Origin of the sequence: Kribbella sp. NPDC050820 (assembly GCF_040653975.1) — a bacterium.
Lineage (GTDB): Bacteria > Actinomycetota > Actinomycetes > Propionibacteriales > Kribbellaceae > Kribbella.
In genome coordinates, this window is the sequence record NZ_JBFAHB010000011.1 from 162,999 (window position 1) to 187,160 (window position 24,162).

21 protein-coding genes are annotated in these 24,162 nt (G+C 69.2%); 15 read left to right on the forward strand and 6 right to left on the reverse strand.

The genetic code is table 11. The annotated features are described in order from the left end of the window. Positions 1–26 precede the first annotated feature (26 nt). Together AB0H36_RS13240 and AB0H36_RS13245 are read left to right on the forward strand one after the other, a co-directional pair. Complete coding sequence (locus AB0H36_RS13240; RefSeq protein WP_360521041.1) at positions 27–2,033, forward strand: hypothetical protein; 2,007 nt, start codon at positions 27–29, stop codon at positions 2,031–2,033. A gap of 129 nt (positions 2,034–2,162) precedes the next feature. Next, positions 2,163–4,238, forward strand: a complete 2,076-nt coding sequence (locus AB0H36_RS13245) for a phosphocholine-specific phospholipase C (RefSeq protein WP_360521044.1) — start codon at positions 2,163–2,165, stop codon at positions 4,236–4,238. Positions 4,239–4,245: 7 nt separating this feature from the next. Here the strand turns inward: AB0H36_RS13245 and ybaK are convergent, their stop codons facing one another. Together ybaK and AB0H36_RS13255 are read right to left on the reverse strand one after the other, a co-directional pair. After that, complete coding sequence (gene ybaK, locus AB0H36_RS13250) at positions 4,246–4,734, reverse strand: Cys-tRNA(Pro) deacylase (protein ID WP_360521047.1); 489 nt, start codon at positions 4,732–4,734, stop codon at positions 4,246–4,248. Beyond that, positions 4,727–5,407, reverse strand: coding sequence for a helix-turn-helix domain-containing protein (locus AB0H36_RS13255; RefSeq protein ID WP_360521050.1), 681 nt, complete (start codon positions 5,405–5,407; stop codon positions 4,727–4,729). The genes ybaK and AB0H36_RS13255 overlap by 8 nt, the downstream gene beginning before the upstream one ends. 75 nt (positions 5,408–5,482) lie before the next feature. On the opposite strand from AB0H36_RS13255, the gene folE reads away from it, so the two are divergent. After that, complete coding sequence (folE, locus tag AB0H36_RS13260) at positions 5,483–6,094, forward strand: GTP cyclohydrolase I FolE (protein WP_360521053.1); 612 nt, start codon at positions 5,483–5,485, stop codon at positions 6,092–6,094. A gap of 4 nt (positions 6,095–6,098) precedes the next feature. On the opposite strand, the gene AB0H36_RS13265 is transcribed toward folE, so the two are convergent. Beyond that, a complete protein-coding gene (locus AB0H36_RS13265) occupies positions 6,099–6,419 on the reverse strand; it encodes a hypothetical protein (protein ID WP_360521056.1) in 321 nt (106 codons plus the stop codon). 294 nt (positions 6,420–6,713) lie between these two features. Here AB0H36_RS13265 and AB0H36_RS13270 point away from each other — a divergent pair, with 294 nt between their 5' ends. The 3 genes from AB0H36_RS13270 (at position 6,714) to AB0H36_RS13280 (ending at position 12,149) form a co-directional block, all read left to right on the forward strand. Beyond that, entirely contained in the window at positions 6,714–8,123 is a 1,410-nt protein-coding gene (locus tag AB0H36_RS13270; RefSeq protein WP_360521059.1) for a 3' terminal RNA ribose 2'-O-methyltransferase Hen1, read from the forward strand. Beyond that, entirely contained in the window at positions 8,123–10,648 is a 2,526-nt protein-coding gene (locus AB0H36_RS13275; protein ID WP_360521062.1) for a polynucleotide kinase-phosphatase, read from the forward strand. The genes AB0H36_RS13270 and AB0H36_RS13275 overlap by 1 nt, the downstream gene beginning before the upstream one ends. Positions 10,649–10,835: 187 nt before the next feature. Then, positions 10,836–12,149 (forward strand): alpha/beta fold hydrolase, encoded by a 1,314-nt coding sequence (locus tag AB0H36_RS13280; RefSeq protein WP_360521065.1) that lies wholly within the window; start codon positions 10,836–10,838, stop codon positions 12,147–12,149. 24 nt (positions 12,150–12,173) lie between these two features. Here AB0H36_RS13280 and AB0H36_RS13285 read toward each other — a convergent pair whose 3' ends face one another. Next, positions 12,174–13,154, reverse strand: a complete 981-nt coding sequence (locus tag AB0H36_RS13285) for a carbohydrate kinase family protein (protein ID WP_360521069.1) — start codon at positions 13,152–13,154, stop codon at positions 12,174–12,176. A gap of 93 nt (positions 13,155–13,247) precedes the next feature. Here AB0H36_RS13285 and AB0H36_RS13290 point away from each other — a divergent pair, with 93 nt between their 5' ends. From AB0H36_RS13290 to AB0H36_RS13310, 5 genes are all read left to right on the forward strand, one after another. Beyond that, positions 13,248–13,883, forward strand: a complete 636-nt coding sequence (locus AB0H36_RS13290; RefSeq protein ID WP_360521072.1) for a class I SAM-dependent methyltransferase — start codon at positions 13,248–13,250, stop codon at positions 13,881–13,883. Further along, complete coding sequence (locus AB0H36_RS13295) at positions 13,880–14,521, forward strand: ABC transporter ATP-binding protein (protein ID WP_360521075.1); 642 nt, start codon at positions 13,880–13,882, stop codon at positions 14,519–14,521. Before AB0H36_RS13290 ends, AB0H36_RS13295 begins: the two co-directional genes overlap by 4 nt. Beyond that, complete coding sequence (locus tag AB0H36_RS13300; protein ID WP_360521077.1) at positions 14,518–16,071, forward strand: DUF6297 family protein; 1,554 nt, start codon at positions 14,518–14,520, stop codon at positions 16,069–16,071. The genes AB0H36_RS13295 and AB0H36_RS13300 overlap by 4 nt, the downstream gene beginning before the upstream one ends. An 86-nt stretch (positions 16,072–16,157) precedes the next feature. Beyond that, positions 16,158–17,222, forward strand: a complete 1,065-nt coding sequence (locus tag AB0H36_RS13305; RefSeq protein WP_360521081.1) for an LLM class flavin-dependent oxidoreductase — start codon at positions 16,158–16,160, stop codon at positions 17,220–17,222. Positions 17,223–17,359: 137 nt separating this feature from the next. Further along, entirely contained in the window at positions 17,360–18,277 is a 918-nt protein-coding gene (locus AB0H36_RS13310) for a hypothetical protein (RefSeq protein ID WP_360521084.1), read from the forward strand. Between the two features lie 10 nt (positions 18,278–18,287). On the opposite strand, the gene AB0H36_RS13315 is transcribed toward AB0H36_RS13310, so the two are convergent. After that, complete coding sequence (locus tag AB0H36_RS13315) at positions 18,288–19,193, reverse strand: hypothetical protein (protein ID WP_360521087.1); 906 nt, start codon at positions 19,191–19,193, stop codon at positions 18,288–18,290. Between the two features lie 40 nt (positions 19,194–19,233). On the opposite strand from AB0H36_RS13315, the gene AB0H36_RS13320 reads away from it, so the two are divergent. The 4 genes from AB0H36_RS13320 to AB0H36_RS13335 all read left to right on the forward strand — a co-directional run bounded on the left by AB0H36_RS13320 (position 19,234) and on the right by AB0H36_RS13335 (position 22,481). After that, positions 19,234–19,539 (forward strand): pyrophosphatase, encoded by a 306-nt coding sequence (locus AB0H36_RS13320; RefSeq protein ID WP_360521090.1) that lies wholly within the window; start codon positions 19,234–19,236, stop codon positions 19,537–19,539. Between the two features lie 157 nt (positions 19,540–19,696). Further along, positions 19,697–19,987, forward strand: a complete 291-nt coding sequence (locus AB0H36_RS13325; RefSeq protein WP_360521093.1) for a DUF2252 family protein — start codon at positions 19,697–19,699, stop codon at positions 19,985–19,987. Continuing rightward, positions 19,882–20,505, forward strand: coding sequence for a DUF2252 family protein (locus AB0H36_RS13330; protein ID WP_360521096.1), 624 nt, complete (start codon positions 19,882–19,884; stop codon positions 20,503–20,505). The genes AB0H36_RS13325 and AB0H36_RS13330 overlap by 106 nt, the downstream gene beginning before the upstream one ends. A 101-nt stretch (positions 20,506–20,606) precedes the next feature. Then, entirely contained in the window at positions 20,607–22,481 is a 1,875-nt protein-coding gene (locus tag AB0H36_RS13335) for a glycoside hydrolase family 76 protein (RefSeq protein WP_360521099.1), read from the forward strand. A gap of 540 nt (positions 22,482–23,021) precedes the next feature. On the opposite strand, the gene AB0H36_RS13340 is transcribed toward AB0H36_RS13335, so the two are convergent. Beyond that, on the reverse strand, positions 23,022–23,531 hold the full coding sequence (locus tag AB0H36_RS13340; RefSeq protein ID WP_360521102.1) for an FUSC family protein: 510 nt from the start codon (positions 23,529–23,531) through the stop codon (positions 23,022–23,024). Between the last annotated feature and the right edge of the window lie 631 nt (positions 23,532–24,162).

Here is a 24,162-nt window from a genome sequence, read left to right on the forward strand (position 1 = left end):
ATCGATACGTATCGACAGGAGGCGGCGTGAGGCGAGCGTTCGAGTTCGGCGGCGGCCGCGTGCTGCTCGGGACGGACGGTTGTCCGGTGGCGTTCGAGCATCCGGCGGACCCCGGCCGGATCTACCTGCTCGACGAGACACGCGAAACCTGGCACGGCCCCGACCACTTCTGGGGCACCGGCTTCGTGATCACGCCGCAGGGATCCGGCCGCTGGCAGACTGCGGCCGGCATCGACTGGTCCGACGACAGCGTGACCGTCCGGCACGCACCACGCCCAGACCTCGACCTGACCGTCGTACGGCGAGTGGCCGGCAACCGCTTCACCGAGTCCTACACCTGGACCAATGTCGGCGCCGAGGCGATCGACCTCACCGGGCTGGCGATCAACGTGCCGATCCGGGACGTGTACGACGGAGCCGCGTCGGCGCTCGCGGAGAGCTGTCACGCGCACGTCTTCACCGGGGGAGCGTGGTCGTGGCTCCTGGCCGAGCCGATGTCGGCAACGCCACCGCTGCTCGGCGTGATCGTCCGCGAGGGCGGTCTGTGGGCGTACTCGATCGAGTCCCGGAACCGGAACACCTCGTCGGACGTGCGCGGTCACATCGTCGTCCACCCGACCGACCACGCGCGGAACCCGGAAGCGTTCGGCGGCCAGCCGATCCTCTCGCTGGCGCCGGGCGCAAGCTACACGCTGGCCTGGGAGATCGGCTGGTTCGACAGTCGCGAGGACTTCATCAGCGCGACGGACGCGCCGGCCGTGCTGCCGGAGTTGACTGCGCCGGTCGGCAGCGCCGTACCGGTGGAGCTTGCCGAGGGGACGAAGCTGCTGGCCGAGCCGACCGCCGACGTGCACGGCGTGCAGTACGTCGAGCTCGAGCGGGACGGGCGGCGGAGCCGGACGGCGGTGGCGTTGCTGGCGCCGGTTCGGGAGTTGGTCGAGGCTCGGGTCGAGCGGATCCTCGCTGATCATCGGCCGATCGAGCGTCCGGAGCCCGAGCGCTTCGCGTTCCTTCCGGTGGACACTCGGACCCGGTTGCGGCAGACCGAGAACGCCTGGCCGGACTGGACCGACGGCGCCGAACGGGTCGGCATGGCCGTGCTGCTGCAGCAGGCCCGGATGCGTGCCTGGGGTGACGCGGCCGCGATCGACGAGGCGTTGCACGGGTACGCGCGGCTCGCTCGGGAGCGGTTCATTCAGCCCGACGGGTCGATCCACCGGAGCAGCAAGCCTGGAAACGAGCCGCTGCGGCTCTACAACACTCCGTGGGTGGGGCACTTCTTCGCGGATCAGTTCGCGCTGTTCGGCGACGCCGCGGATCTCGACCTGGCCGCGTCGTTGCTGGAGTCGAGCTACGCGTTGGGTACTGCGGATCACCTCTCGATCGGGCATCCGGAGGCGGTCGTCGCGGTCGCGGCAGCGCTGGAGGACAAGGGAGATGCGAACCGGGCGAACGCGCTACGTGCGGCTCTGCTCGACCACGCGCACCGGTTCGTTGCCCTGGGCACTGACCTGCCGGCGCACGAGGTCAAGTACGAGCAGTCGATGGTCGCGCCGCTGGTCAGTCTGCTGGCGATCTCCTACGACCTGCAGCCCGACGACCGTGCGCTCGCCGCGCTGCGGACCGCGGTCGGCTGGCTCCGGGCCTTCGGTGGGCCGCAGCCGCACGTCCGGCTCCGCGACGTCGGCATCCGGCACTGGGACGGGTACTGGTTCGGCGTCGACCGGCAGTGGGGCGACACCTTCCCGCACTACTGGAGTGTGCTGACCGCGATCGCGCTGCGGCAGCTTCCCGCCGTACTCAGGACCGCGGAGAACCAGCGGGCCGCGGCCGGGATCTTCGCCGCCAACCTGGTCGACTTCACCACTGAGGGTGACGCGACCTGTGCGTTCCTGATGCCCAGTTGCGTCGACGGCCGCCCGGCGCACCGCCCCGACCCGCTCGCCAACGACCAGGACTGGGCACTGGCGCTGCTGCTGAGGTCGGACGGTTGTTCACCTGCTGGCAGTTCGGCGGCTACAGGGCGGTCCTAGTGTCCCGGGCATGACAGTATTGAATGCCGCGCCTCCGGCGCGGGGGTCATGGGGCTTTGACTCCCGGCCTTCCCTCGTCACTCCAGTCGCTTCGCTCCCTGCGCTCCTCAGTCCAGGCCGGGAGGCCCCATGACCGGGATTTCTCGGCGCCTGGTGCTCGGGTCGGCGGCCGGGGGCGTGGCGGCATCGCTGCTTCCCCCGTCGCTGCACACGGCGATGGCGCAACCGGTGAGGCGCGGTGGTCTGCGGGCGGTCGAGCACGTGATCGTGCTGATGCAGGAGAACCGTTCGTTCGACCACTACTACGGGACGCTGCGCGGCGTGCGCGGGTACGGCGACCGGCAGCCGCTGCGGCTGCGCAACGGCAGGACGGTGTTCCACCAGCCGAAGACCGGCGGTGGCGAGGTGCTGCCGTTCTCGATCCGGAAGGCCGCCGCGGACGCGGGCCGCGCGCCGGACGACATCCAGTACCTCGGCGACCTGCCGCACGGGTTCAACGACGCCACCCAGGCCTGGGGCAACGGCTGGAACGACGACTGGGTCCAGGCCAAGACGGCCGCCACGATGACCCACTACGAGCGCCGCGACATCCCGCTGCAGTACGAGCTCGCCGAGACGTTCACGATCTGCGACGCCTACCACTGCTCCGTCAACGGCTCCACCAACCCGAACCGCAACTACCTCGTGTCCGGCACCACCGGCTACGAGCCCGGTACGACGCAGCGCGCCGTGACGAACGCGGCCTACTCCTACGACCACAAGGGCTACGACTGGACGGCGTACCCGGAGCGGCTCGAGCAGGCCGGCGTCTCGTGGCAGATCTATCAGGAGTGGGACAACTTCACCGACAACGCGGTCGAGTACTTCAAGACCTTCAAGGAGCTCGGGCACCGCATCCTCGCCTCGGTCCCGGGCGGTTACCGGACCACCGAGGAGTTCTACGACAAGCTGTTCGCGAAGACGCCGGCCGAGCGGGCCGAGGCGCTGAAGCAGCTCGAGGCCGCGGTCGCCAAGCAGCCGGCCGCCGACCAGAAGCTGTTCTACAAGGCCATGTACCGCTCGGAGCCGGAGTCGCTGGTCCCGCGGCTGCGCGCCGACATCAAGGCCGGCAAGCTCCCGCAGGTCAGCTGGCTGGTGCCGTCCGCGGTCGACTCCGAGCACCCCGGCGCGTCCACGCCGGTCGGCAGCGCGAACCTGGTCTACGACCTGCTCGACGCGATCGCCTCGGACCCGGAGACCTGGTCCAAGACCGTGCTGCTGATCAACTTCGACGAGAACGACGGGTACTTCGACCACGTCCCGCCGCCGGTCGCGCCGCGACCCACCTCGGGCAGCGGCGACGACTGGTACAACGGCCGCCCGATCGGCCTCGGCCCGCGGGTCCCGATGACCGTCATCTCGCCGTGGTCGGTCGGCGGGCACGTCAACTCGCAGGTGTTCGACCACACCTCGGTGATCCGGTTCCTCGAGCGCTGGACCGGGGTGCAGGAGCCGAACATCAGCAGCTGGCGACGGGCCGCCTGCGGCGACCTCACCTCGGCGTTCGACTTCGGCCGCGACTACCGGCAGCCGTCGGTGGACACGCCCGGCCCGGTGCCGGCGCCGATCGCCCGCTGGCGGCCGACTCCGCCTGCCGACCAGGCCGTGCCGCTGCAGGAGCCTGGGCACCGGCCGGCCCGCGCGCTGCCTTACCGGCCGTCGGTTTCCGGGTTCGTTGCTGATGGCAAGTTGACGTTGGCCCTCGGCAACAAGGGTGCGGAGTCCGCGCACTTCGCGATCTACTCGTACGGCGGTGAGCTGCCGGCGCCCGCGCATGTCGACGTACGGCGGGATCGCGTCGAGTCGATCGCGGTCGACGGCCCGTACGAGTTCGCCGTACAGGGTCCGAACCGGTTCTGGGCCGAGCTGGCCGGAACGGCGGACGGCGTCGCGGCGGGTCTCGACGTCCGCGCGCAGCAGGACGGCAAGTCGCTCGAGCTCTTGCTGGTGAACACGACGCGGAAGCCGCTGACGTTGAAGGTGCGGGCGCGCGGCTACACCAACAAGACCGTCACCGTGGAGCTGCGCGGCAAGCAGACCCGCGAGCTGGACTGGCCGACCGACCACGGCTGGTACGACGTCGAGATCACGACGGCCGAGGACACGTCGTACCGGCGCCGGCTGACCGGTCACCTGGAGACGGGGAAGCCGAGCATCACCGGCTGAGGCAAACCTAGCGAGCGATGGCCGCCGTGCGGGCGTTGGTCACGGTGATCAGGTCCGCGGGGGACAGGCCGATGTCGAGGCCACGGCGGCCACCGGACACGTAGACCTTGGCGTGCTCGGTGGCCGTCGCGTCGATGACGGTGGGCAGGGGGCGCTTCTGGCCGATCGGGCTGATGCCGCCGACGACGTACCCGGTGGTGCGTTCGGCGGCGGCCGGGTCGGCCATCACCGCTTTCTTCCCGCCGGCGGCGGCCGCGATCGCCTTCAGGTCGAGTTGCCTGTCGACCGGTACGACGCCGACCGTCAGCTTCCCGTCCACCTCGACGAGCAGCGTCTTGAACACCTGCTCGGGCGCGAGCCCGAGCGCCTCGGCTGCCTCCAGGCCGAACGACTTCGCCGCCGGGTCGTGGTCGTAGGTGTGCGCGGTGAACTCGACCTTCGCCTTCGTCAGCGCCACCGTCGCCGGCGTGCCCTGACTCTGCTTGCTCTTAGCCACCCGCCGAGCTTAGGCCCTGCGGCACGAGCCGGACGCAGCAGTTGCCGGCCGTGGGCAGCAGGCGCGCCTCGTACGGGATGTCCAGGGTGCTGACCAGGCCGGCGAGGAGGTGCAGGTTCATCCCGCAGACCAGGTGCGGCTGGTCCTTGGCGATCCGCTGGAACGGGCAGTTGGCGAGCGCGATGCCGTCCTTGTCCGGCCGCGGCTCGAAGCCGTGCGCCTTGAGGATCTGGTCCACCGAGCCCGCGCCCGCGGTCCGGCCGAGGGATTCGCCGTACTCCCGGGCGCGGCGGTTCACGGCTTCGCGGGGTGAGCCGCCGGATGCCTCGGCGTCCTCGACGGCGGCGGCGAGCAGGCGGCCGGCAACGGCGTACTGACGCTCGGGCAGGGTGAGGTCGATCTCGCGTTCGGAGCGGTGGTACAGCTTCGCGGGCCTACCTGCGCCCGGTCCGGAGCGTCCGCTGCGGCGCTCGAAGCAGGTGGCGAGCAGGCCTTCCTCGGTGAGCTTGTCCAGGTGGAACGCCACGGTCGTCCGGGGAATGCCGAGCGCGGTCGCCGCCTCGTCGCGTCCGACGGGCTCCGGCTGGGCGACGACGTACTCGTAGAGCCGGCGCCGGGTCGGTTCCTCGAGTACGGCGACGGCCTGCACTTGCGCGTCCCAGGACGAGTCCACGACCCGATTCTATCGACAACATCGGTTGGCAGAACAGTATGATGGCCGTTCGTTGAGTTTTCAGGGAGTGTGTTGATGGCGATTTCGGCCGACCTCGAGTCCGTCCCTCTGCACATCGTCGCCGGTCGCGCGGAGATCGATCTGCCCGCCGCCCAGCGTGCGGTCGCCGACCTGCTGGCTGCGCTCGGGCGGGATCCGCACAGCGCGCACCTGGCGGACACCCCACGCCGGGTGGCGCACGCGTACGCCGAGATGCTCACCCCGCGCGAGTTCGAGCTCACCACGTTCCCGAACGACGAGGGGTACGACGAGCTCGTGCTGGCCAAGGACATCCCGGTGCAGTCGCTGTGCGAGCACCACCTGCTGCCGTTCACCGGGGTCGCGCACGTCGGCTACCTGCCGGGGGACCGGATCCTCGGGCTGTCCAAGCTGGCCCGCGTGGTAGAGCTTTTCGCGCGTGACTTCCAGGTGCAGGAGCGGCTGACCAAGCAGGTCGCCGACTGGCTGCAGGACCACCTGGCGCCGAAGGGCGTCGGTGTGGTGATCGAGGCCGAGCATCAGTGCATGTCGCTGCGCGGTGTCCGCGCTGCCGGCTCCCGCACGGTGACGTCGTCACTGCACGGCATCCTGCGCGAGAACCTGAGCTCCCGCCAGGAGTTCTTCGCCTTGACCGGCCTGACGCCGTAGCCCGTCAGGCCGAGGCCACCGCCGGCGGGTGCTGAGGGTGCCGTCCGGTGGCGAGGATGTGGGCGAGCTCGCCGGGGAGCAGGTCGGTGCCGGGGATCGGCTCCAGCTCGGACACGTCCAGCCAGCGCACGACAGTCGCGCCGCAGTGGCCGTGGACGGCGAGGATGGAGTCGAGATCCGGCCAGACCGCCGTGGACGGGTTCGCGCCGTGCCAGCGCAGCGCGACCGAGCCGTCGGTGAAGACGCACCCTTCCGCCACGACGCCGGTCCCGGAGACTCCGCTGATGTCTGTGTAGCGCACGAGTTCGAAAGTCTGCGGTTTCACCGGCTGACCTCGCCGGGACGACCTGATGGGTGGAAACTTCGTGGGCCTGAGGGTGCTGCCATGGTCCTTTCCCCGTGGTCGGCGTGGGTGGGCGCTCGCCACAAACCGGGGACAATACCGACTGTCAGCGGGGAAGGACGGTCTGTAGCGACTCTTCTTCTGCACATCAAGCTAGATCCATTCCGGGCAACACGCCAGACCCACGCCGCGTGTCTCACCGTTCGATCGCCGATACCCCTGCAACTCCTGACAAATCGGTGGGTTCCTGAACGCTCGGCGTGATCGAATACGGACGTGTTTCTCACCCTTGCCACCGACCTGGCCGGCGCCGGCGCGCCTGCCAGCGACTTCGGGTTCCTGCTGCACAAGAATCCGGCCCGGCCGCAGGGCATCGAGATCACCGGTGGCACCGCGCAGGTCTTCTATCCGGAAGCATCGAACGACCGTTGTACGGCGGCGGTGCTGCTCGAGATCGACCCGATCGCGCTGGTGCGTTCCCGGCGCGGCAAGGCGGCGGAGGGATTCACGCTCGGGCAGTACGTGAACGACCGGCCGTACGCCGCGTCCAGCCTGCTCGCGGTCGCGCTCGGCAAGCTCTTCCGGACGGCGATGAACGGCCGGTGTGATGCTCGGCCTGAGCTTGCCGCGCGTTCGATTCCGCTGGAGATTCACATTCCCGCGCTTCCGTGCAGCGGGGGTGCGGAGTTGGCCGAGCAGTTGTTCGCCCCGCTCGGCTGGACCGTCGATGCTCGACCGGTGCCTCTCGACCCGGAGATCCCGTCGTGGGGCCATTCCCGGTACGTCGATCTGCGGCTGACCGGCGTACTCCGGTTGGCCGACGCGCTCAACCATCTGTACGTGATGCTGCCGGTGCTGGACGACGCGAAGCACTACTGGGTTGGTCCGGACGAGGTCGACAAGCTCGTTCGCGCGGGCGAGGGGTGGCTTGCTGCGCATCCTTCGAAGGAGCTGATCTCGCGTCGGTATCTGGCGCACCGTCGCTATCTCGCCGACACCGCGCTCGAGCGTCTTGCCGAGGCCGACGGTGTGGCTGAGCCGGAGGTGGCGTCGGACGAGGGCGGGCCGGTGTCGCTCGCGGTTGAGCGCCGTACGACGGTTGCCGCCGTACTGAAGGAGCTTGGGGCGCGGCGGATCGCGGACCTCGGGTGTGGTGAGGGCGCGCTCGTCGGCGAACTGCTGAAGGACCCGATGGTCGGGGAGCTGATCGCGACCGACGTGTCGGCGCGTTCCTTGATCAGCGCGAAACGCCGCCTGCACTACGACGACCTCCCGGATCGCCAGCGCGAGCGTCTGCGCTTCCTGCAGTCCTCGGTCACGTACGCCGACCATCGCCTGACCGGCCTGGACGCCGCTGTCCTCATGGAAGTTGTCGAACACATCGACCCACCCCGCCTGCCAGCGATGGCCAAGTCGATCTTCCAGTCAGCCCGCCCTGGAGCCGTCATCGTCACCACCCCCAACCGCGAGTACAACCCCCTCTTCCCCTCCCTCCCCGCAGGCCAGTTCCGCCACCCAGACCACCGCTTCGAGTGGACCCGACGCGAGTTCCACACCTGGGCAACAGCCGTCGCCGAGCTGTACGGCTACACCGTGAAGTTCCGCCCGGTCGGCCCGGAGAACCCCGAGCTCGGCCCGCCAACCCAGCTAGCCCTCTTCCAGCACCGGGAGAAGGTGAGCGGCTGATGGGAGCGATTCAGATCCCCGCGCTGAGCCTGGTGGTGCTTGTCGGGGCTAGTGGGTCGGGGAAGTCGACGTTTGCGCGGACGCACTTCAAAGGCACCGAGGTGCTGTCGAGTGACTTCTGCCGGGGGTTGGTTTCGGATGACGAGAATGATCAGGCGGCTTCCAAGTATGCGTTCGAGGTGTTGCACTTCATCGCGGGGAAGCGGCTGGCGGCCGGTCGCCTGACGGTGATCGACGCGACCAACGTGCAGCCCGAGGCGCGCAAGGAGCTGGTCGCGCTGGCGCGGGAGTTCGACGTGCTGCCGGTGGCGATCGTGCTGGATCCGCCGGAGCGCGTCTGCGTCGAGCGCAACGAGCAGCGTCCGGACCGGCAGTTCGGCGCCAAGGTGATCACCCGGCAACGGTCCCAGCTGAGGCGCGGCCTGCGCAGCCTGAAGCGTGAGGGCTTCCGCACCGTGCACATCCTGGACAGCGTCGAGCAGATCGATGCCGTCAGCATCGAACGCACGCGGCTGTTCAACGACCTGACCGACCAGACCGGCCCGTTCGACATCGTCGGCGACATCCACGGCTGCCGCGCAGAGCTCGAGCAGCTGCTCACGAACCTCGGCTACCACCTCGTCCGGGACGACGCCGGCCGGCCGATCGACGCCGTCCACCCGGAGCGCCGCGCGGTCTTCGTCGGCGACCTGGTCGACCGCGGTCCGGACAGCCCCGGCGTACTGCGGCTCGTCATGGGAATGGTTGCCAACAGCCACGCCTACTGCGTGCCCGGCAACCACGAGGAGAAGTTGCTCAAGGCACTCAGAGGCCGCAACGTCAAGATCAGCCACGGTCTCGAGACCACGCTGGAGCAGCTCGTCACGGAGCCGCCGGAGTTCCGCGACAGCGTCGAGACGTTCATCGACGGCCTGATCTCGCACTACGTCCTCGACGGCGGTCGGCTGGTCGTCTCGCACGCCGGCCTGGTCGAGCGGATGCACGGCCGTGCATCCGGCCGGGTCCGCTCGTTCTGCCTGTACGGCGAGACCACCGGCGAGACCGACGAGTTCGGCCTGCCGGTCCGCTACCCGTGGGCGAACGAGTACCGCGGTCGCGCGATGGTCGTCTACGGGCACACCCCGACCCCCGAGCCGGAGTGGATCAACAACACGATCTGCCTCGACACCGGCTGCGTGTTCGGCGGATCGCTGACCGCCCTGCGCTACCCGGAACGCGAGCTGGTCGCGGTCCAGGCGGCCGAGGAGTACTACGCGCCCGCCAAACCGTTGCATGTGGCAACCGCGCCGGCGCGCGAACCCGACGTACTCGAGCTGACCGATGTCACTGGGCGACGAGTGATCGAGACGGCGACGCACGGGCGGCTCAGCGTCCGGGCCGAGCAGGCGGGTGCGGCGCTGGAGGTGATGAGCCGGTTCGCGATCGATCCGCGCTTCCTGCTGTACCTGCCGCCGACGATGAGCCCGGTCGCGACCTCACCGGAGCCCGGCGTGCTCGAGCATCCGCTGCAGGCCTTCGAGACGTACCGCGGGCAAGGCGTGACCGAGTTCGTGTGCGAGGAGAAGCACATGGGGTCCCGCGCGGTCGTCCTGCTGACGCGTGACGACGACGTCGCGGAGAAACGCTTCGGCTTGGCCGGACGTGGAGCGATCCACACTCGCACCGGGCGCTCGTTCTTCGACGGATCACTGACGGACGAGCTGCTCGCCCGGCTGCGGGCAGTCGCCTTGGCCGCAGGGATCTTCGACGAGCTCGACACGTCCTGGCTGCTGCTCGACGCCGAGCTGCTGCCGTGGAGCGCCAAGGCCGAGGACCTGCTGCGGAACCAGTACGCCGCCGTCGGCGCAGCCGCTCGTACGTCGTTGCCCGCAGCAACCGCCGCGCTGGAAAAGGCTGTGGCAGCAGGGCTTGACGTGGGGGAGCAGCTGACCCGGATCCAGCGTCGTACGGAGAACGCTGCGCGCTTCACCGAGGCGTATCGCCGGTACTGCTGGCCGACTGACGGGCTCGACGGCGTCCGGCTGGCGCCGTTCCAGGTGCTGGCCTCGGAGGGTACGACGTACCACGAAAGGCCACACGCCTGGCACCTCGGGATCGCGGACCGGCTGGTCGAAGCGGACCCGTCGGTGATCACCACGACGCGGCGGCTGTTCGTCGATGCGGGCAACTGGGACGCCGGGGTGGCGTGGTGGGACGAGCTCACCGGCGCGGGTGGTGAGGGGATGGTGGTGAAACCGGCCGCCAACCTGACCCGGACCGCGAAGGGCCTCGCGCAGCCGGGCCTGAAGGTCCGGGGGCGCGAGTACCTGCGGCTGATCTACGGTCCCGACTACACCGAGCCGGCCAACTTCGACCGCCTCCGCGACCGCAACCTCGGCCACAAACGCTCACTCGCTCTCCGCGAGTACGCCCTCGGCCTGGAAGCCCTCGACCGTGCTGCCCGCGGCGAACCCCTCTGGCGCATCCACGAGTGCGTCTTCGCCGTACTAGCCCTGGAGTCGGAACCAGTAGACCCGCGCCTCTGACGCAGTCGTCGAATCACGACGAACGCGGCCGACGCGACAAGTATCAGGGCGGGTAGGGCGTAGCGGAGGCAGCGAACGGCGGGGCGGTCATGAAGAACACTGCGGCGTACGCATGGGGGCAGGTGTGTCCGGCGTGTAGTGTCGCGGGGCTGGGGTCGGTGAATGAGCGGCGGGCGACGGAGGCTTCATGATCAGCTACACGATCCCGGGGATGCATGTCCGGGAGCACACGGTCGACGTGCCGCTGGACTGGTCTGATCCCGGCGAGACGATCGACTGGGGCGGTGGGGCGGGGAAGGAATCAATCACTGTTTTCGCGCGTGAGCTCGTTGACCCGATGCGTCGGCACGACGACCTGCCGTGCCTGCTGTACCTGCAGGGCGGTCCGGGCGGCAAGGGACCGCGTCCGGTCGACCTGTCCGGGTGGATCGGGCAGGCGCTGAAGACCTACCGGGTCGTCCTGATGGATCAGCGGGGCACAGGTCGCAGTACGCCGATCTCCGGCCGGCGGATGGCGTCGTTCGGCACCGCCGAGGAGGGCGCGGACTACCTGGCCTGCTTCCGAGCGGACTCGATCGTGCGCGACGCCGAACACCTGCGGACCACGGTCTTCGGCGGCGGCAAGTGGTCGACGCTCGGCCAGAGCTATGGCGGGTTTCTTACCCTGACCTATCTGTCGCAGGCGCCGTCCGGGCTGACCGCTTGTTACGTGACCGGCGGACTGGCGTCGATCGATCCGTCCGCGGCCGAGGTGTACCGCCGTACCTATCCCCGGGTGGCCGCGAAGAACCGCGAGTTCTACAAGCGCTACCCGCACCACGTCGAGACGGTCGGCGCGATCGCGGACCGGCTGACGGCGTCCGACGTACTGCTTCCGGACGGTGATCGGCTGACCGTACGGCGGTTGCAGTCGCTCGGAATCGACTTCGGGATGAAGCCCGGGTACGAGCGGATGCACTGGCTGCTCGACGAGGCGTTCGACGGTGACGAGCTGTCGGACACGTTCCTGAGCCAGGTGATGGATCGGTCGTCGTACGCGCAGGGACCGCTGTTCGCGGCGTTGCAGGAGAGCATCTACGGATCGGGCGACGGCGCGACCGCCTGGGCGGCCGAGGCGGAGCGGGCGCTGCACCCGGAGTTCGCCGAGGACGCCCGGCCGCTGCTGTTCACCGGCGAGATGATGTACCCCTGGATGTTCGAGGAGATCCGGATCCTGCGGCCGTTCCAGGCGGCGGTCGAGGCGCTCGCGTCACGTTCGCAGTGGTCGCCGCTGTACGACCTGGACCGGCTGGCGGCGAACGACGTACCGGTGGCGGCCGCGGTGTACTTCGACGACATGTACGTCGACTCCGGGCTGCAGCTGGACACCGCCTCCCGGGTCGGCAACCTGCAGGCCTGGGTGACGAACGAGTACGAGCACGACGGTCTCTCGGCCGACCGCGTCTTCAACCGCCTGACCGAGCTCGTGCGCTCAGTCGGCGGCGGCGTCCGCACGACCTGATGGCAGCTTGGCCTGGCGAACAGCTCAGGACAGCTTGAGCGCTGTCGCGGCGGCGGCTGCGGCTGGGGCGCCGTACGCGGCGGAAAGCCGGTCCAGGAAGCTCGGTCGGTCCAGGGTGTACTCCTGGGTGCCGACCGTCTCGAGGACCGTGGTGGCCAGCGTGCAGCCGACCTGTGCGGCGGCCTCGTGGTCCAGGCCCGCGGCGCGGCCGGTGAGGTAGCCGGCCCGGAAGGCGTCGCCGCCTCCGGTGGGGTCGACCAGGCCCGGGGCCGGGACCGCCGGGACCTTGGCCAGGATGCCGCCGGTGTTCTCGATCACCACGCCGTCGCCGCCGTGGGTCGTGACGCGTACGCCGACCCGCTCGAGGATCTCGTCGTGGCTCCAGCCGGTCTTCTGCGCCATCAGGCCGGACTCGTACTCGTTGCTGAACAGGTACTCCGCGCCGTCGACGAGCCGCTTGATGTCGTCGCACTCCATCCGGGCCAGCTGCTGCGACGGGTCCGCGGCGATCGCGATCCCGTTCTCCTTGGCCAGCCTGGTGTGCTTGAGCATCCCCTCCGGGTCGTCCGCGCCGATCAGCACCAGGTCGATCCCGCCCACGGCCGCGTGGATCGCGCTGAGGTCGAGCTCGCGCGCCTCGGCCATCGCGCCGGTGTAGAAGGAGGCGATCTGGTTCGCGTCCAGGTCCGTCGTACAGGTGAACCGGGCGGTGTGTACGTTCTCGCAGACGCGGACATGGGACACGTCCACGCCGGCCTCGGTGAGGGCCGCGCCGTACTCGGCGAAGTCGGCGCCGACCGAGCCGACCAGCAGCGACGGCTGGCCGAGCTGGGCCATCCCGTAGCAGATGTTCGCGCCCACGCCGCCGCGGTGGACGACCAGTTCGTCGACCAGGAACGAGAGGGAGACCTTGTGCATCTGCTCCTCGAGGAACTGGTCCTTGAACCGGCCCGGGAACGTCATCAGGATGTCGGTCGCGATCGAACCGGCGACGGCGATGCGCATACGGGGTGCTCCTCGGTGGGGTGGGTACGCGGCGTTCGGGCAACCCATAGAGACTACAGGCGACCGATCTAATACACCGAAGGCAGGATTTCGATGGGTAATCAAGTCCTAGTGACCGACGAGCTGCACGACTACATGGTCGCCCACGGGATGCCGCTGGACGAGATCGCGACCGACCTGGTGAACGAGACCCGGCAGCTCGGCGACGTGTCGGTGATGCTGACCACGGCGGACCAGGCGGCGCTGTTGACCACGCTGACCCGGCTGATCTCGGCGCGCCGCGCGGTCGAGATCGGCACCTTCACCGGGTTCTCCGCGCTCGCCATCTCCCGCGGGCTGCCGGACGACGGGCAGCTGATCTGCCTGGACGCGAGCGAGGAGTGGACCTCGATCGGGCGGCGGTACTGGGAGCGGGCCGGGGTCGCGGATAAGATCGACCTGCGGATCGGCGACGCGCACCAGTCCGCGGCCGAGCTGGACGGCACGTTCGACCTGGCCTTCGTGGACGCCGACAAGCCCGGGTACATCGACTACTTCGAGCGCCTGGTGCGACTGCTGCGGCCGAACGGGCTGATGTTGTTCGACAACACGCTGGCCGGCGGCCGGGTAATCGACGCGGACGGTCCGGTCGACCGCAAGGAGTTCAACGCGCACATCGCCAAGGACGACCGGGTCGACGTGGTCATCCTCGGCATCGGCGACGGACTGACGCTGGTCCGCAAGAAGTGAGCAAGGCCGCGGCGCGGTTGAGCGTCAAGGAGTTGCAGCACAAGTACGGCGACCGCCCGGTGATCGAGGGCCTGACCTTCACGCTCTCGGCCGGTCAGGCGATCGCGCTGGTCGGCCCGAACGGCGCCGGCAAGACCACGGTGCTCAAGTGCATCGTCGGCTCGGCCGAACCGGCGGCGGGCACGATCCTGCTGGACGGTCTCCCGATCGACGAGCGCGCGGACGCCGTCCGGCGGGACGTCGCCACGCTGCTGGACGACCTCGACTTCTTCCCGGACCTGACCGCGGCCGAACACCTCGACCTGCTCGCCCGGGCGCACGGCAACCCGTCGCCGGAGGACCTGGTCGACACCACGCTCGACGACATCGGGCTGCTGCCGGCGGCCGACCAACTGCCCGGATCGCTGTCCTCGGGTCAGCGCCGTCGCCTCGCACTGGCGACGGCGCTGGTCCGGCCGCGGAAGCTGATGGTCCTCGACGAGCCCGAGGCGCGGCTGGACACCGACGGCGTGCAGTGGTTGTCGAACCGGCTCATCGAGGAGAAGAAGTCCGGTACGTCGATCCTGTTCGCCAGCCACGACCCGGCGCTGGTCGAGGCCGTCGCGGACTCCGTCGTCACGCTGACCCCGCTGCCATGAGTGCTGCGGACGGGCCGGTCGTCTTCGACCCGGCCGACTTCGGCGCGATCCCGTCGCCGCGCTCGCTGCGGTCCTGGATGCGCAAGACCCGCCGGCGCCGGGCGGACCGGTCGTTCTGGCAGATCTTCGAGGACGTCTACCTGGTCCTCTTCACGCTCGCGATGGCAGCCGCCTCCGGCGGCAACGTCGTACGGCAGCTGAACGAGAACGCCGCGCAATGTACGTTGTGGTCCTGCGCGGAACTGACGTTCTGGATGCCGTGGATCCTGTTGCCGTTGCTGGTGGCAACCACGCTGCGGGTGTCGCTGAGTATCGGGCCGGTGTCGGCGTCCCGCGCGGGCGGCTTCTGGTTGCTCGCGTCGCCGGTGAACCGGTCGGGCTTGCTGCGTCCGGCGTACTGGGTGGTCATCGCGGTGGTTGCGGTGGCTGGGTTCCTGGCGTCGGCGCTGGTGTGGGCGTTGCTGGGGTCGATGTGGTTCGAGGTGGTGGGGGCTTCGCTGTTGAGCGCGGCGCTACTCGTCTGCACTGCGTGTGTGGCGGTGTGGGCTCAGCAGAAATCCCGGCGGTCGCGATGGGCCTTGCGGGTGGCAGATCTGCTGCTGGTCGCCGCGGTCGTCCCTGCTCTGTTGCTGGCATTCCAACAGCCGCAGCAGACCACGCTGACCGCCGGGTTCGTCGGCTTTTCGACCATCGGACCCTATGCAGAGCCTCCGCTGCTGACCACTGCGGAAACCCACCTGCTGCTCGTCTTCGTGGTCGCGGTGATCCTCACCACGGTGCTGGTCGTCGTGACGGCGCAGACGTTGGACAAGTTGAGCCGGACCAGTGTGATCGCGGGTGGTGAGCTGCTCGCTGGACTGGCTGGCGCGGCCAGCAGCCTCGACGTCAGCATGCTGGCCGACGTGGTGGCTGGGCGGCACTGGCGGTTGAAGGGACGCGTGCGGTCGCGCCGGGGTCGCGGGTCGCGGGGTGGGGCGCTCGTCTACCGGGAGTTCCTGCGGATCCTGCGCTGGCCGCGGCGGCTGGTGATCGCGTTCGCCCTGCTCGTCGTCCCGTACGCCGTGGCGGGCACCGGGTTCGACGAGGTCGTGCCGATCGCCGCCGGGTTCGCCGGGTTCGTCGCCGTACGCCCGATGATGGACGGGTTGCGGTCGGTGTGCCGCTCCACCGGGCTGGCACGGGCGCTCGCCATGGATCTCCGCGAGCTCCGCGTCATCATGGCCGTCGTCCCCGGCCTGTTCGCTGCGCTCTGGGCGTTGCTGGCGCTACCGGCGCTGGGCAGTGGTCCGGTGGCGTTCGCGGTGGCCGCCGGCGTCATCTCCGGCGCCGTCCGCCAGGCCTCCGCGCGACCCCCGTCGTACGCGGGCCCGCTGGTCGCCTCACCGATGGGCGCCATCCCGCCCGGCATGTTCTCCCAGCCGATCCGCGGCTTCGACCTGCTGCTCCTCTGCCTCGCTCCCGCGCTCTTCAACCTCAGCTCGACCTGGATCCTGGCCATCCCCACCTTCGTCCTCGTGGTGATGTTCGCCGTCCGCCCGAAGACGGACTAGGCCCTTCCGGTCGGTGAGACGACCAATCTCTAGTAAATCGGGTGGAATACAGTCCTTTGGGTCGATCGTCTGCCTGGAGGGTTCTGATGAGTGTCGAGGCGCTGTGGTACATCCCGAATCAGGTCGATCCGGGGCATCGCGGGGACGATGCCGTGGAGGGGCACAACAGTCTGGAGCGGTTGACGGAGCTGGCCCGGCTGACCGAGGAGCACGGGTGGGGCGGCGCGCTGCTCGGGACCGGGTGGGGCCGGCCGGACACGTTCACGGTGGCCTCGGCGCTGGCCGCGCGTACGACGTCCTTCCGGCCGCTGATCGCGATCCGGCCGGGGTACTGGCAGCCGACGCACTTCGCGTCGGCCGCGTCGACGCTCGACCAGCTGTCCGGCGGGCGGGTGCTGGTCAACATCGTGTCGGGACAGGACAACCTGGCGGCGTACGGCGACTCCGAGGGCGATCAGGCGCAGCGGTACGCGCGGACCAAGGAGTTCCTCCAGCTGGTACGGCGATTGTGGACCGAGGAGGACGTGACGTTCGCCGGCGAGCATTTCTCGGTCACCGGGTCCACGGTCGCGACGCGTCCCGTCGTACGTGAGGGAAGGGCGCACCCGCGGCTGTACTTCGGTGGTGCGTCCGACGCCGCTCAGCGGGTCGCGGCGACCGAGGCCGACGTACAGCTGTTCTGGGGTGAGCCGTTGGACGGGGTCGCCGAGCGGATCGCGAAGCTGCGGTTGCTGGAGGGTGACCTCGGGCGTGAGCACGCGCCGCTCGAGTTCGGGTTGCGGATCACCACGCTCGTCCGGGACACCACCGAGGAGGCTTGGGCCGACGCGGAGGCGAAGGTCGCGAAGATGGCGGAGAACCAAGGCGCCGCTCCGCGCGACCGCCGCTGGTTCAAGGCGGTCGGCCAGCAACGATTGCTCGGCTTGGCCGAGCGCGGCGAGGTTCTCGACGACAACCTCTACACCGCACCCGGCAAGTACGGCGGCGGCGGTGCGGGCACGACGTGGCTCGTCGGCTCGGCGCAGGACGTCGCCAAGTCGCTCCGCAAGTACCAGGACCTCGGCATCACCCACTTCGTCCTGTCCGACACGCCGTACCGCGACGAGATCGTCCGAGTCGGCGACCAGCTCCTTCCACTGCTCAAGGGCTGACGACTTGCCCCCTTGGGCTGATGGGATGGGCCAGGCCGGTGTGAATCACTTGACGATCACACGCCGATCGTGATCGGTTGATTACCGAGCGCCAGTGGCGGGTAGGGGTGCTCAGTGAGGCAAGTGAGGGAGCACTGATGGTCGAATACTTACCGCGGTCCGCCTGGAACGCGCGGCCGCCGAACGGCGGCCCCGGGAACCTGACGGTCTCGCGTGTCCAGGGCGCGGTGATCCACTGGCCCGGAACCGGGACCACTACCGGCATCCACAGCTATGCGGCGGTCGCGTCCGCGCTCCGCGGCTGGCAGAACTACCACATGGACGACCGCGGCTGGTCCGACATCGCGTACCAGGTCGCGGTCGACCAGGCCGGCCGGGCCTGGACGCTGCGCGGGCTGCGCGTCCAGTCCGGTGCCAATGGCAACAGCGATCTGAACGAGCGGTACGGCGCGGTGCTGCTGATCCTGGTCACCGGCGAGCAGCCGACCGCCGCGATGAAGAGCACCACCCGCGGGGTGATCGCCGACTTCCGCCGCATCTTTCCCGCCGGCACCGCGATCCGGCCGCACTCCGCGGTCCGGCCGGACGGCACCGACTGCCCCGGCCCGGCCGCCCGCGCCGCGATCGCCCGCGGCGACTTCACCCCGACTTCCTCGGAGGACGACATGACCCCCGCCCAGATGCAGGAACTGAAGAACTTCATCGAGGCCCGCAGCCAGGCCTACGCGCTCTGGGTGCACCGCCAGCTGCGCAGGGACCTGTCGGCGGTGGTGCAGGCGTACGCACTCGACATCAAGAACTACGAGCGCCAGACCGACGCCGCCGACGCCCAGCGCGCCGCGGCCGCCGTCTGGGCCACCGCGCCGGACAACCTGGTCAGCAACCCGCAGCCCGCCCCGGACCCGCAACCGGAACCCGAGCCCGGCGCCGAGCCCTACCTCCTCCTGCCGGAGCCCGAGCCGACGCCCGCCGTCGACACCACCCCCGAGCCTGCGCCAGACGGCCAACCGGAGTCCGGCACCGACCCAGAACCGAACCCCACACCACAGCAGTAAGCGAGAACCTTCACCGCCCTGCAGCCTTGAGGACTCGCAGGGCGTTGAGGGTGATCATCTCGTTGGGCCCGCTCCGGCCCCAGTCGACGACCTCCGGCGTACGGTTGCTGCCTGGCGGGTTCCACCACTGCCGCCCGGCGTACCACCGACCGTCGGCGTGCCGCCGCCTCTGCAGCTCGTCGAGCGCGTCACCTGCCCGCTCGTCACCGACCATCCCGAGCCGCGACAACACCAGCAACGCCTGCAAGATGTCGTAGTGCCAGTACGCCGGATAGCTCGGCCGCAACCACCTCGCGTCGATGACCTCGCCGGTCGACAGGCTGCGAAACACCCGGTGCTCCAGGAACAACTCCCCGGACCGCACGGCGCCATCACGCGCAGCGGTGTCACCGGTTGCGCGGTAGTACTCGTGCAGCCCCCACGCGGCCGCCAGCGTCTCGTGGAACGACGAGCGCCGACCGGAGGCCTCGCGATCGCAGTTCCACCCGCCGTCCGGCCACTGCCACTCCAGCAACCCCTCGGCCAACTGCTGCACCCGCGGATCGCCGGCCATCCCCAGTCGACTGCACGCCCCGAGCGTGTTCCCTTCGATCGAGCCACACCGCCGTACGAGTCCGTCTACGACACTCACGCCGTACCGCAGCGACCGCGTCCTCTCATCCAGGTCGTACTCCGCCGCAGCCATAGCCCGAGGCTCACCCGCCGGCACCTCCAACTCCACCAGCGACACGATCCGCCAGTGCGCGCCGGTCCACTTGTTGTAGGCCCGCCCGGTCCCGCATGCGTCGGTCAGCAGGGCCTTCACTTTGGCCCCGCGCAACACATCCTCGCCGTGCGGCTCGCCCACGAGCTCGCGTCGAGCGATGCCCCGCACCGCCGGCTCCGCAGACTCCAGCAACCACTCGACCGCGTCCACCCGGTCATTCTGTGTCGGTGGCTGCTGGTTGGGTAGGCGGGTGGATATTGCGGAGTTGTCGGAGCGGTTGGAGAAGTTGTCGGTGCGATACGGCGAGGAGCTCGGCTTCGAGCGGGATCCGGACTGGTTCTTGCTGAAGTTGCAGGAGGAGATGGGGGAGCTGACACAGGCGTACCTTCAGCACACCGGTCGCGCCCGCGCCAAGGGCCAGAGCGCCGACCAGATCCGCGCCACGTTCCACCAGGAGTTCGCCGACGTCTTCTGCCAACTCTTGCTGCTCGCCCGGCAGCACGACGTAGCCCTACCCCGCGAGATCGAGCACAAATGGCTCGCCCGAGAGGTCTAGCCGCCGCGGACTGGTGAGGCCGGCGGTGGTTGGTGGACGTTGGCTTCATGGGTGTGGAGCAGCGGAGTGCGGCGGAGCGGGCGGCGTGGGGGAAGGCCGTGCGGAAGGAGGTGCCGCCCGAGGCGCACGCCGACTTCCGGGCCGGTGACGAGCGGGATTGGCGGCCAGCTTCGTGGTGGTCGGGCGCGACAACGGCTTCAGTGCGAAGCGGTGCCGCGAGGTCGTGCTGACCGTGGTGCGAAGCTACCGCGAGGCGATGCGCGGGTTCGCTGACAGCCCAATCCTCGCCATTTGGTACTCGCGGATGGACGTCGAGGATCTGCTGACGCAGTACAAGCCACGATGTCGTCCGGCGAGCGGAAGGTCGCGGACGATCGCGACACGCTGCAAGCGGATCGGCGGCGGCTGCTCGATCACTTCCGGCTCGTGGACGTCGCGCACAAAGTGATCGGTGTCGGCAGCGTCGGAACCCGGGCGTGGATCCTCCTGATGGAGTCGACCGCCGGTGACGAATTCCTTGTGCTGCAAGCGAAACAGGCCGGTCCTTCGGTCCTGAGTGAGTACGCCGGTCCGTCGGAGCACAGCAATCAGGGCGAGCGCGTAGTGGCCGGCCAGCGGCTGATGCAGGCCGCCAGCGACATCTTCCTGGGGTGGCTGCGCGCCGAGGCAGCCGACGGCGAGCAGGACTACTACGTCCGCCAGCTCCGCGACTGGAAGCTCTCCGTCGACGTCGAGGACATGAACCCCGAAGGCGTGCAGTTGTACGCCCGCCTGTGCGGCTGGACGCTGGCCCGGGCCCATGCCCGTTCCGGGGACCGATTCGCGATCGCGGCGTACCTGGGGAAGTCCGACCGCTTCGACCATGCGGTGGCCGGCTTCGCCACGACGTACGCCGACCAGAACGAGCGCGACCACGCGGCGCTCGCCGCCGCCGTCGACTCAGGCCGGGTTGCCGCGCGCCATTGACATCGTTGTCTGGGGCGGCGACGATACTGGCGCGAGATTCGGTGAAACGTTTCCAACCTCGGTCAGCCGAGCCGCCCTGAAGCATTCGAGGAGATCCGATCATGAGTCGTTCGCGCGTTCTGTGCGCATTGCTTGCCGGCGCGGTGGCGCTGGGCGCCGGGCTGGTGTCGCCAGCGGCCGCCGAAGTAGGGGGAAGTGCCGACGGCCCGACGGCGACGGCGCGAGCCCGAGTCGCTGCCGACGTCCTGATGAGCTCGTACGAGCCGGTGAAGGCGTGGTTCCCGTCCAGCTGGTGGAACTCCGCGGTCGCCCTGCAGACGATCGGCGACTACATGCAGCGCACCGGCGATCGCCGGTACCTGCCGCAGCTGGACAACACGTTCGAGAAGGACAAGGGCGTGTTCCCGGCCGGCTACCTGTCGGGTGACCCGTTGCTCGGCAACTTCACCAGCCGCGCCATCGACGACTCCGAGTGGTGGGGGCTGACCTGGATCCAGACCTACGACCTCACCAAGAATCCGAAGTACCTCGACATGGCGGTCACGATCGCTGAGTACGTCGAGGACTACTGGGACGACACCTGTGGCGGCGGCGTCTGGTGGGACGCCGAGCGGACCTACAAGAACGCCGTCACCAACGGACTGTGGATCCGGCTCACCGCCGAGCTGCACAACCGGATCCCCGGCGACCAGCACTGGCTCGGCCGTGCCCAGGAAGGGTGGAACTGGTTCACCGGCAGCGGCATGATCAACTCCGCCGGCCTGGTCAACGACGGCCTGAACACCGGCACCTGCCAGAGCAACGGCGACACCGTGTGGACCTACAACCAGGGCCTGGCGATCGGAGCCGGTCTCGAGCTCTACCGAGCCACCCGGAACCCGCAACTGCTGACGACCGTACAGCGGCTGGCCGAGTCGGCGATCGGCGCCGGGGGACTGGTCTCCAACGGCGTCCTGACCGAGTCCTGCGAGGCGCCCGGCCGGTCCTGCGACGACAACCAGAAGCAGTTCAAGGGCATCTTCCTGCGCTACTGGATGGACCTCACCGACACCACCCGCAACCCCACGTACGCCGCCTTCCTCGCCCAGCAGGCCGCCTCCGTCTGGGACCAGGACCGCGACGCGGCCGGACGGCTCGGCCTGCGATGGGCCGGCGGCAGCGCGAACGTCTTCGACTGGCGGACTCAGGCCAGTGCGCTCAGCGCTCTGATCGCCGCCGTACCGACGCCGCCGCCGACGCGGTCGTTGTCGGCGACCATGACCCCGGCCCAGCCCGTGGTGATGCCCGCGACGGGCAGTGCGACGCAGGTCGAGTTCGAGACCGGGCTGCAGGCCACCGCTCCCGCGGGGGAGACGATCAAGGCCGACGTGCGCGCCTCGGGTCCCGCCGGCTGGACCGTGACGCCGAACCGGACGAGCGTGACGCTCCGGCCGCGAGGGAACGCCGTACCCGCTCGGGCGACTGTTGACCTCGATGTGGCGATCCCGGCCGGTACGCCGGACGGCCGCTACCTGGTGACGGTGACCGCGACGTCCGGCCCGCTGCTGTCGTTCACAACACAGGCCGAGATCCTGGTGGCGCACACCGTGGACTTCGACACCGGTACGGCGGCCGAGAACCCGTGGCTGTGGGACGCCGACGGCTCCCAGAGCAACGGAGTCCAGAACCGCTTCGCCGACGGCAACTCGTACTTCGTCTACCGCTTCCCGTTCCCGTCCGACACCACGTCGGCCTCGGTGACGCTGACCATCGACAACGAGTTTGTCGTCCAGGCCAGCGGTGACGGGCAGCAGTGGACCACGGTCGGGATCGAGACCCAGCAGATCCACGACGGCGAGAACAAGGCGGCCCGGACGTACGACCTCACGCCGTACCTCGGCCCGTCCAAGACTGGCTACGTCCGCATCGCCGACTCCTTCCCCAACGACGGCTGGGGCGGCCGCGTCTACCACGTAACCGCGACCTACACCGGCTGACGTACCAAAAGACGGCCGGCCCGAGACTCGCGCTCCGGGCCGGCCGTTGTGGCGCAGGGAAACTCAGACGCCGTAGAAGTGAGTGAACTGGGCCGATTTCAGGCGTGGGAACCTTCTGCGGCCTCGCCCTGGTACACATCGGTTACACCGAGCGCAGCCGGGCTCGGCATGCCCGAGGTACTCGCTAACCGCCTTGATGGACTCGCAGGTGTCAAGCGTCGGCTTCCAGATGAACGTGTTGAAGTAGTTGCGATTCAGCGCCTTGCGCTCACGGGAGTAGAGGATCAGGGATACCGTGTGCGGCTCGCCGCCGGGTGTTCCCGGGCAGCGTGACGTAAATCAGGTGGGACCTTGGTCTCAGGCTGGTGGATGCTGTTCGAGCACTACAACCAGACCACACGAAGCACGTCGGCCTCGTGCTTGACGACGGCTCCTTCGTTTCAGGAACCCATCTTTCGGGAGCAATGCAACGGATCTGAGTGCTCGGCGCGCTCGATACGGGCAAATGCAGGACGGGGTAAGTCGAACCCGCTTGGTTCTTCAAGCGCTGGGTTGGCGGTTGGCGGCGCGCCTTTGGATCAGGCGCGCGAGGATCGTGACCGTGACCGCGATCGCGATGCCGAGGAGCGTGAAGAGGATCCGCTTGCCCTCGGTGGCCAGGTCGATCGGGTTGGCGAGGTCGAGGGCGATCAGGGCGGTTCCGGCGATGGCTGTGGTGTAGAGGGCGTAGTTGACGAACCTCAACGAACCTCCGATCACGGCGAGCACGAGGATGACGACCTCGAGCACGTGCTTGTCATCCACGCTCAGCAGGAATACTGCGGCGATGGCGGCACCCAGAATCGTGCCTACGACCCGCTGCGTGCCGGCCAGGGTGGACTGGTGCAGGTCCGCCTTCATGGCCACCATGGCCGCCGGCGGCATCCAGTCGGCATACGGCAGGTCCAGGCCGAACGCGACCGCGACAGCGCCGGCCAGCGCCACAGCCCGGATCACCGCGTAGAGCACGACCGGCGCCGTGAGTGCGCGCCGCGTCGTGTCGGTAGGCATCTCGGCAACCGCCGGCGGCTGCTCGGGACGGCCCCGGGCAAGCCACACCAGCGTGGCCAACACGAACCAAAGCGCCGCCCCCACCAGCCACGCGAGCGCCTGGGACCACGGGTTCAGCGTGATGTGGTCGGCGGCAAGCCCGGGGTCAGCGAGATCGCGATGAGAACCAGGAGCTGAGCAGCGCACCGGTGATGAACCGATGCACGCCAAAGTACAGCGCCAGCCCAGACCCCAACGTCACGACAAGCGCCGAGACCGTGACCAGCCACCAAGCCTCATCGCCGACGCCGACACCCCACGCGGTCAGCACCGCGCCGACAGCGCGAAGATCGCCAACCGCGACCAGCGGGAAGCGAACGGGCCGACCAGTACGGAATGCCGTGATCCGCCAACAGATGCGCAACACATGTCCGCCAACAGATGCGCAACAGGCTAGAAGCCTGGCGACCACCTGGGGACGCCGGCCAACGCACAGAGCAGCCGAGTTCCGTGCGAATCGACTCCGGCCCGCCTGCGGCGCTTTGCGACTACCGCGGCTAGTGTCGCGTAAACGATGTTCTTTGACCGGGTTTGCAGTGGTCGAGTAGGTCGTCGGCGGTTTTGGTCCAGATGAAGGGTTGGCAGCGGTCGT